7 protein-coding genes are annotated in these 4,552 nt (G+C 36.7%); all 7 read right to left on the reverse strand.

What is annotated here, in order from left to right; translation table 11 throughout:
* Positions 1 to 127 precede the first annotated feature (127 nt).
* Complete coding sequence (gene cas2, locus HMPREF9065_RS04590; RefSeq protein ID WP_021616127.1) at positions 128 to 415, reverse strand: CRISPR-associated endonuclease Cas2; 288 nt, start codon at positions 413 to 415, stop codon at positions 128 to 130.
* A gap of 9 nt (positions 416 to 424) precedes the next feature.
* Positions 425 to 1,495 carry a CRISPR-associated endonuclease Cas1 gene (cas1, locus tag HMPREF9065_RS04585; RefSeq protein WP_021616128.1) on the reverse strand — a complete coding sequence of 357 codons (1,071 nt, stop codon included), beginning with the start codon at positions 1,493 to 1,495 and terminating at the stop codon, positions 425 to 427.
* A gap of 8 nt (positions 1,496 to 1,503) precedes the next feature.
* Positions 1,504 to 1,788 carry a CRISPR-associated endonuclease Cas2 gene (gene cas2, locus HMPREF9065_RS04580; protein ID WP_021616129.1) on the reverse strand — a complete coding sequence of 95 codons (285 nt, stop codon included), beginning with the start codon at positions 1,786 to 1,788 and terminating at the stop codon, positions 1,504 to 1,506.
* A gap of 15 nt (positions 1,789 to 1,803) precedes the next feature.
* Positions 1,804 to 2,658, reverse strand: coding sequence for a hypothetical protein (locus HMPREF9065_RS04575; RefSeq protein ID WP_021616130.1), 855 nt, complete (start codon positions 2,656 to 2,658; stop codon positions 1,804 to 1,806).
* An 88-nt stretch (positions 2,659 to 2,746) separates the two neighbouring features.
* Positions 2,747 to 3,106, reverse strand: a complete 360-nt coding sequence (locus tag HMPREF9065_RS04570; protein WP_033002535.1) for a hypothetical protein — start codon at positions 3,104 to 3,106, stop codon at positions 2,747 to 2,749.
* A 526-nt stretch (positions 3,107 to 3,632) separates the two neighbouring features.
* Entirely contained in the window at positions 3,633 to 3,986 is a 354-nt protein-coding gene (locus HMPREF9065_RS04565; protein WP_021616132.1) for a type II toxin-antitoxin system PemK/MazF family toxin, read from the reverse strand.
* Complete coding sequence (locus tag HMPREF9065_RS04560) at positions 3,986 to 4,255, reverse strand: AbrB/MazE/SpoVT family DNA-binding domain-containing protein (RefSeq protein ID WP_021616133.1); 270 nt, start codon at positions 4,253 to 4,255, stop codon at positions 3,986 to 3,988. Before HMPREF9065_RS04560 ends, HMPREF9065_RS04565 begins: the two co-directional genes overlap by 1 nt.
* Positions 4,256 to 4,552: the final 297 nt, after the last annotated feature.

The following is a 4,552-nucleotide window of genomic DNA, read 5'->3' on the forward strand; positions in this document are numbered from 1 at the left end:
TAAATATTGAACGATTTTATCCATTTTCTTTTTTTATCTTTGTTACAAGTGCGGTGATAAAAAACGACGTTTTTTATATGACTTTTGCACGCAATTTTACCTCAGTTTCTTCACATTTTCACCTCTGTTATAACGTTAAACTGATGGGTAATGCTGTCCAAATAATGCCTTGGGGCAGGCTCGCTTTTCCTAAGCGCCATTGAGAGCAGTTATGGGGTAAGGGATAAATTCGGAGATCATCTTCTTTTTTATGGAAAATCTGCATAACCTCCGTTAAGCACTGTGTTAACAATTTTTCTGAACCTTCAAATAAGAAAATACTGTATTGAATCGGGGTGGCATATTTGGTCATGCGGCGATGAATACGCTGGAGACGTTTGGGGTCGGCAATGTCGTAACCAATAAGGTATTGCATATTTTTCTCCTAAAATTGGAAAATCACATCTTGCAGCATAGTTTGTTGATTAAAATAATAGCGTCCTAGCAAGCCTTGCCATTGTTTTTCATTGAGGTCGGAAAAGGTTTGCCATTCACTTTCACGGCGTTGTGGTGAGCTGATAAAATCAGCTTGTTTAATCAGATTAACAATGTCTAAACTGTTCTCTGTGAGCATTTTTCGCCAATTTCCGACCGCACTTTCATAGCTTTTATAAAATTGTACACGCCCTGCTTTCCCTAAAAAGCAGCCTTCTTGTGTGGTAGAAAAAGACTCTTCGCGTAAAATGTTTTGGCGAAATAAGCCTAAACACCAGTTATCAATTAAAGGGCGTAACGGTTCAATGAGATCACAGGCAAGGGATTCTCGACCAAAATCGAGGGCGTGATAAAAGCCGATATATGGATCAAGCCCTGCGCCATAGGCTGCGAGTACGGCTTCTGAATGGATGAGTGTGTAGGTGAGGGATAAGACGGCATTGAACGGATCCCGTGGTGGACGGCGGTTTCTGCCTTGAAAGCGTAATGCCGGAGGAAGATAAAGACTTAATGCGGTGAAATAAACGGAGGCGGCTCTGCCTTCAATGCCACGCAATGAGGCGAGGGTGGTTTGCTCGTTGATTTTGCCGATGAGTTGATCCAATTCGCCGGCTTTTTCTGCCAATTGGCTTTTTTTATCCGCACGGGCATGACTTGCCTGCCAAAGCCAATTTTTTTGTGTGACTAATTTGAGTTGCATGAGTTTTTTCGCAAACGCTAAACAGAAAGGTTCATTTTTTGCCAGTTCATATTGGTTTAAACGGCGGATGGCATCATTGTGTGGTTGAGCCAAAAAGAGTGTGGGGGTATTTTTTCTGCCGGAAAGAAAAATAATGCCAATGCCCTTTTCTCCCAATTTTGCCAACAATGAGGCTTGTACGGTGACATCGCTTTTTAAATAAATGCGTTCTATTGGCGCAAGGGGAATGGTGCCGATGCGTTCACCATTTTCATAACACACAAGGGCTTCGCCACTTAATTTGATTTCAGTGCCTTTTCTATCAATATATAAGCTCGACATAATGCCTCCTAAACAAGTAAAAATGGGGAATTTGATTGCAATGTGGCTTTGCCGAATAACAAAGGCTCGATGCTATTTGGAATTCTAAAAATAAATACGCGATCGTCAGAGGCGTCAATTAATGCATTTACGTCTTGTTGGAATGCAATCATTTCATGTTCTGTTAGCCAACATTCATAGAAAGATTTTTGTCCTCCAATGGCATAGGCCTCGACGTGTTTATGCATTTGATAAAGCCGATGAGAATCAGCAATATCGTAGGCGATCAGGTAGCGACTCCGACGAGTATCCATAACCCTTCTCCGATTTTAGAATGGAATAATATGCTTACAGCAATTTGGGCAAGCCTGGAATCCAAGCATTTCTAATAGGTTTTCCGAAATATTAAACCCTTCTTTTTCAAAATGCTGAAAATGAAATGCGAGAATACGGGCACAGATTCTTCTTTTTTGTTCATATACTTTCTGCATAGATTCACGTTCCTCTTTAGAAAGTTCAGAATCTTCTTTAGTACTCAACCATGAGCGACGGGAAAATGAATCTGAAATCTGTTCTTTTTCAATGAAATTATTAAAAATATCAATGAGTTCATTGATTTCATCAACAAACTGTTCAACGGTGATGTTTATACACTCCACACCGCTATTTTCACGGATTTCCGGTAAAATATGATTTTCTAGCAATACATCAAGCTCTTCGCTTAAGTTAAATTTCTCTTTTAACTTACGTGCGAAAGCTTTCGGTTCAATAAGACCGGCTTTATTACCATAACGATCCTTATTATCAATAAAAAATTGGCGATATTCCTTGCATAGAGAAGGCTCAAGAGAATATGGAATTCTGATGTTATTGAATTCTTTTGTTAAATTCGGGCAATGACGATCCGCATGATATGCAGGCATACTAAGTTTATACACCCAGTTATTTTCTTTGCGTTTGATTTGTTTAAAAATCACATTCTTATTAATATTAGAAATATTGCGAAATAAATGATCGCTGATAATAAGCATCTCACGCTCATTTTTTGCAAAATAGCTAAGATCAAGATCGAATAGATCGAGTTTGTAACTTGAGAAAAACCCTGTTTTTTCAATCATAGGAACATCAATATCTAACTTACAGATAATATTTTTATAATAATTATGTTTCGTGATATAGAACATTTTTATTTCCACCTTTCGTGTTTCAATAATTGATTAAATAATAAATTATCTTGAGTGTTAAATATTGAGATACAAATTTGTATTCAAGCTAATGCTTAATACAAACTTTCTCCAGCATTGTACGAAAACGAGTTGAAAACTCATTGTGAGTTGATGATATTGAGTTATATAAATAATAGGTTTCAATGTCGTAACCAAACCCTTCAGGCGCAGGTGAAGACAGTTCCTCATCATCAATATAACGTGCATACTCAGCATTTAATTTCTTGCGTAAAGCTTCTAAGTTATGAATCCATTTCTTACCATTTTTCATAAAATAGCGGCCGTTATAAGCACGTTCATCTCTTACTTCAACAAAACCTGCAGCAATAGCGTTCATTTCACTTTCAGTATAGGAAGGATTAAATGTTGCTTGTGTTGCTTTATGATGCATTCTTAAGTTCAACATATTTCCTCCTTACTTATTCTTTATGAATACATCATAAATGAAAAAATAATGTAAAAAATAAAATGCAAATTTGTATATCAAAAGAATTAATCAGTGATTTTATTTAGATGGGATTATTTATTTTAAATTGAGCGATAAGAATAGATAAATAAAATATGTATTTGGGAAATACATATTTGTAAAAAACCGCTAAAAGTGCGGTTGATTTTAGGCGCGTTTTAGTCCCTTTAGAACAGGGCGGGGTCTTTCGACTAAGTATGTAATTGGTACCGGCACAGATAGCGATGGGTTTCAATCCCTTTGGAGCAGGGCGGGGTCTTTCGACAGAAGCAATTAAGCAAAAACCTGAATTATCGAAAATGCTTGATAATGTTGCTCTACATAAGGATATGTAAGCAAAAGGCATACCTTAATCGCTACGGAAAATGGCAAGACCTATCCTATCTTTGGTGTATCTGTTACAGCAGAAGAAATTTAATCAAAAAAATTGCCCTGGCATATTTGCTAGGGCAATTTTTTGCTTCTTCTAGTCTTTCAAAATTGATTCAACGATATCTTGTACTTCAGATAAAATATAGTCAGGCACAGATTCAACTTTTTTTGCATTTCTATTTCTAAAATCAATCATTCGAGTTTGGTATGCAACAATAACACCTTGAGTTTGACAGCCAGTTCCATTTAATGTTACTGCAAAGCCGTTATCTCTAGCAAGAGCTGCATTTCCTTGTGTGATAGGGGCAATCATCATAAATCCTAGTTTGTGAAATTCGCTATTGCTTAATACTAAAGCAGGACGTCTTTCCCCTTGTAGTTCATTCCCTACAACTGGATTCAAGCAAACGGTAATAATGTCCCCTCTTTTAAATGTAGATCCTGCCATTAAATTTCATTTCCTGTTGGCGTGAGTGAATCCCACTCTTCAACGGTGGGTAATTGTTTAAATGAAGTCATTGCAAGACGTTCATTTAAGGTTAATCGTCTTTTTTTATTTGGATTATTAGGAATAATCACCACTTTAATTGTATTGTTGTTAATTTTTTCTAATTCTAAAAAATCTCCTATATTTAAATTCATAACATTAGTAAAATCTTTTGGTAAACGGATTGCTTTACTATTGCCCCATTGTTTCACTTGTAGTCTCATATTCATAGTTCATATAGCTGACAAAACTCTTATCTCTTACTGCACCAAAAGATAAGCCAAGATTCAGCATCTCCTCATCTCATAATGTTAATTTCCTCATAAGTATCATTTAATGATACAATTCTAGTGTATAACCTTGTTTATTCTTATGTCAAATAAAAAAATAGCCCTGGCGTATCCGCCAGGGCTATTTTTTAGTCTCTCCCTTTCGAGCAGGGCGATGTCTTTCGACCCAATGTTAAAGCCCATTGTGGAAGCTATCCGTACGCCTCAATCCCTTTAGAACAGGGCAGGGTCTTTCGA

The organism is Aggregatibacter sp. oral taxon 458 str. W10330 (assembly GCF_000466335.1).
GTDB lineage: Bacteria > Pseudomonadota > Gammaproteobacteria > Enterobacterales > Pasteurellaceae > Aggregatibacter.